At 66.7% G+C, this 2960-nt stretch carries 5 protein-coding genes; 2 read left to right on the top strand and 3 right to left on the bottom strand.

Annotated features, from left to right (window positions below; all coding sequences use genetic code 11):
- Positions 1–304: 304 nt before the first annotated feature.
- Both ACIP98_RS42105 and ACIP98_RS42100 read left to right on the top strand, forming a co-directional pair.
- The gene (locus tag ACIP98_RS42105) at positions 305–895 is read left to right on the top strand and encodes an Imm21 family immunity protein (protein ID WP_401982155.1); all 591 of its coding nucleotides are present in this window, start codon (positions 305–307) and stop codon (positions 893–895) included.
- A gap of 197 nt (positions 896–1092) precedes the next feature.
- Positions 1093–1653 (top strand): HD domain-containing protein, encoded by a 561-nt coding sequence (locus tag ACIP98_RS42100; protein WP_401982153.1) that lies wholly within the window; start codon positions 1093–1095, stop codon positions 1651–1653.
- Here the strand turns inward: ACIP98_RS42100 and ACIP98_RS42095 are convergent.
- From ACIP98_RS42095 to ACIP98_RS42085, 3 genes are all read right to left on the bottom strand, one after another.
- The gene (locus tag ACIP98_RS42095; protein WP_401982152.1) at positions 1641–2111 is read right to left on the bottom strand and encodes an NUDIX hydrolase; all 471 of its coding nucleotides are present in this window, start codon (positions 2109–2111) and stop codon (positions 1641–1643) included. The genes ACIP98_RS42100 and ACIP98_RS42095 overlap by 13 nt on opposite strands.
- Positions 2112–2136: 25 nt before the next feature.
- Positions 2137–2451 (bottom strand): hypothetical protein, encoded by a 315-nt coding sequence (locus tag ACIP98_RS42090; RefSeq protein ID WP_401982150.1) that lies wholly within the window; start codon positions 2449–2451, stop codon positions 2137–2139.
- Positions 2448–2960 (bottom strand): XRE family transcriptional regulator (locus tag ACIP98_RS42085; protein WP_401982148.1); only part of this gene is annotated, 513 nt, incomplete at its 5' end. The genes ACIP98_RS42085 and ACIP98_RS42090, both read right to left, overlap by 4 nt.

Raw genomic sequence — 2960 nt, 5'->3', positions numbered from 1 at the left:
ACGGGACCGGCTCTGCCTTGAGAGGTCGGCGCCTCAGGAGCGAATACGGCTCACCACGTGCCGGTCATCCCCAACACTTACGTCCCCATTAGGAGCGTCGGCCCGAGGCGCCGGGCCGCGCGCCGCCGCGCTCTGCGCGGCGGGAGCGCCTTGATGAAGTAGAGAAAGTCTTACCGCGCTGCGTAGCCGTTGCTCGTGCCCTGCCTGGCTTGTGGGCATCACATGGCCACGGTGGCGTTGAGACATAGCTGGTCACGGTGCCCGCGATGACAGCGCTGTCGGTGGGCTGCGGCACACTGTGGGCATGAGCACCACTTCGACTGCCGGAGGTGTCGACCTGTCTCCCCCCTCTCCAGTCTGGGTCGAGTCGTTGGGCGGCCCCTTGATCGTCGTTCCAGTCTCCGCGCTGCCTGCGTGGCGCGGCGCCACTGAGACCGGTGTACTTGCTGGAGACGCGACCGCTCCAGACGATTACGACCGGGCATGCGCCGTGGACGACCTCGCAGGCGTGATCACGATTGGTGAGAACGGCGCGCAGGCATTGGTACTGGCGGACGAGCCAGCCACGAGCTGTTATTTGCCCGAGCAGCGGGCCTTCCTACGCTGGCTCGCCGCCGACTCTGCAGCCAAGTTGAAGGCCGCAGCGGAGACTGTCCTTCGAGACCCCGACACCCCGTGGGAAGAATGTGGCACGTGGGTGTCGGACGGCCCGGCCGTGCTCTTTGATTCTGCCGCGGCTGGCGGCGAGCTGAACGTGGAATATCCCGGTGGTGGGATGCCCGCGCAGGCGCCGGTCCTGCTGCCCGCCGGCCGCTGGAGGATCCGCGCCGTTCACACCGAGGCGGACGAGGACAACTGGGTCGGCTTGGTACAGCTTCTTCCCGCGGATGGCTAAACAGATGGTCGAGATTGCTCTTGGTTGCCATGTGCGGTGGCGGCGTTGACGGGGGTCTCCGCGGTGTAAGCCTGTGCAGGACCAAGGGAGGATGGGAAGGGTTGCAGGAACCGTGCATGCGGTTCGGTGCGCCTTGATCAACTCGTGAGGGTTGCGGGACTGTCGACTCCCTGTGGTGCTCGGCTACCGTGCGGTCCATGCCTTCTGCGCTGGACACGCCCCAGGGAGCGGCCGAACTGGCCGAGTCGTTGTTGCCGCCGCTTGGGAACCGATGGCTGCATACGCAGGCTGTCGCAGCGCGTGCCCGTGAGGTATCCGCGGCTGTGCCGGCGGATGAGCGTGATCTCTTGGTGGCTGCCGCCTGGCTGCACGACATCGGCTACGCCCCGGAGCTGCGAGACACCGGCTTCCATCCGGTCGACGGTGCTCGGCACCTGGAATCTCTCGGTGCACCCGACCGGCTTGTGTGCCTGGTCGCTCATCACTCAGGGGCCGTCTACGAAGCGGAGCAGCGCGGGCTGTCGGTGGAGCTGGCTGTGTACGAGCGGGAGGACTCGCCGCTACTGGATGCCCTGATCTGCGCCGACATGACGACGGGTCCCGCTGGTCAGGCCTTCGACTTTGAGCAGCGCATGGACGAGATCCTGGTCCGGTACGCGCCGGGCAGCGAAGTGCACACGGCGATCAGCAACGCGCGCCCGTATCTGCGGGCAGCTGTAGAAAGAACGCAGGCCCGTCTCGTCGATCAGCCGATGTAGGGCTCGGAGCGACGGGTCAGTGCGTGGTCGATTCGCATCCGCATGGACGGGTGGATGCTCAGCTCGTCCAGCTTGCTCGGGTGGACGAACGCCACTTCCTTGCTCTCGCTGCTGGTGCGGAGCTTGCCGCCGGTGATGCGGGCGTGGAAGCAGATGGAGAATTGCTGGCGCACCTCGCCGTCGTCGTAGGCCATGACGTGGGCCGGGTTGGTGTAGATGCCGATCAGGCCGGTTACCTCGACATCGAACCCGGTCTCTTCCTTCGTCTCCCGCACCGCTGCGGCCGGCGCGGACTCTCCGACGTCGATGCCTCCGCCTGGCAGTGCCCACAGGTTGTTGTCGGTCTTGTGGATGAGCAGGATCTCCCCACCCTCGTTGAGCGCGACGGCTGTGACCGAGGGGACGATGCTGTTCGCCTTGGGGGCGTTCGGGTCGTTGAAGTAGTCGACGCGGGCCATACGTCCAGCCTCGCACATGCCTTGTTCAGTGGCGGCGTGCGGCTTCTCCGAGGTCCCTTCCGTGCAGTACCTCGATGTCGACGATCACGGTTCCTGTCGGGTCGAGGTTGAGCCAGATCAGCACTTCGTCGTCCTCCTCCAGCTCGCAGATGTAGGGGGTGGGCGAGCCTTGTGGCGACGTCAGGAGGTTGCGACACGTGGCCGAGCAGGTGCACACGCCGTAGTACCGCAGCGTCGGGATCTGCTCGCTGAGGACCCCGCCGTCCGGCTCCAGCAGGCGCAGGATGTCGGCGGCCAGTTCCGGAAACACCTCGGCGAACAGGGGCAGGTCGGCGGTCATCGGACTGCGGGAGTCCCGCGCTCCCATGCGTAGTCGAAGCTGCGCATGTAGTGCCGGAAGGTGCGGGCACCGGGCAGGTAGCGGAAGTGCAGGACCGGGTTCTGGCCTGCGGGGGCTCCCAGCACGTGCGGATTCACCAGGATGTCGTCGTCGAAGCGGTAGATGGAGTTGTAGAGGATCGTGTCGTGCGACCTGACCTCCACACCCGGCGTGGCCATGGTCGGTTCGAGGTAGCGGCGCGTGATCCGGGCTCGCGCGGCGAGGCCCTCGCCGATCCCCTCCTCGTCTCCGCGCTGGCGGACCGCGTCCGAGTCCGGGTCGCCCAGGAGTATCCGCACCTGGGCGCCGGCGGCGGCCTTCTGCGCGAGCAGGTCGGGCAGGTCGGGGTGACTGTCGAAGAGGAACAGCCCTGCGTAGACCAGGATCTCGACGTGGCTGGTGGCCTGCTCGATCAGCGATGACCACAACGCTGCGGGGACCGCTCCGCGGTGCGGGTAGTACGTGATCAA

Origin of the sequence: Streptomyces sp. NPDC088354 (genome assembly GCF_044753585.1) — a bacterium.
Classification (GTDB): domain Bacteria; phylum Actinomycetota; class Actinomycetes; order Streptomycetales; family Streptomycetaceae; genus Actinacidiphila.
Note: the sequence above shows the minus strand (reverse complement) of the source record. Positions and strands in the feature narration are given on the sequence as shown.

Bases quoted from the DNA above. Each gene is read 5' to 3' on its own strand.
- ACIP98_RS42105 (WP_401982155.1), top strand. From the start codon at position 305: ATGAGCACCACTTCGACTGCCGGAGGTGTCGACCTGTCTCCCCCCTCT.
- ACIP98_RS42100 (WP_401982153.1), top strand. From the start codon at position 1,093: ATGCCTTCTGCGCTGGACACGCCCCAGGGAGCGGCCGAACTGGCCGAG.
- ACIP98_RS42095 (WP_401982152.1), bottom strand. From the start codon at position 2,111: ATGGCCCGCGTCGACTACTTCAACGACCCGAACGCCCCCAAGGCGAAC.
- ACIP98_RS42090 (WP_401982150.1), bottom strand. From the start codon at position 2,451: ATGACCGCCGACCTGCCCCTGTTCGCCGAGGTGTTTCCGGAACTGGCC.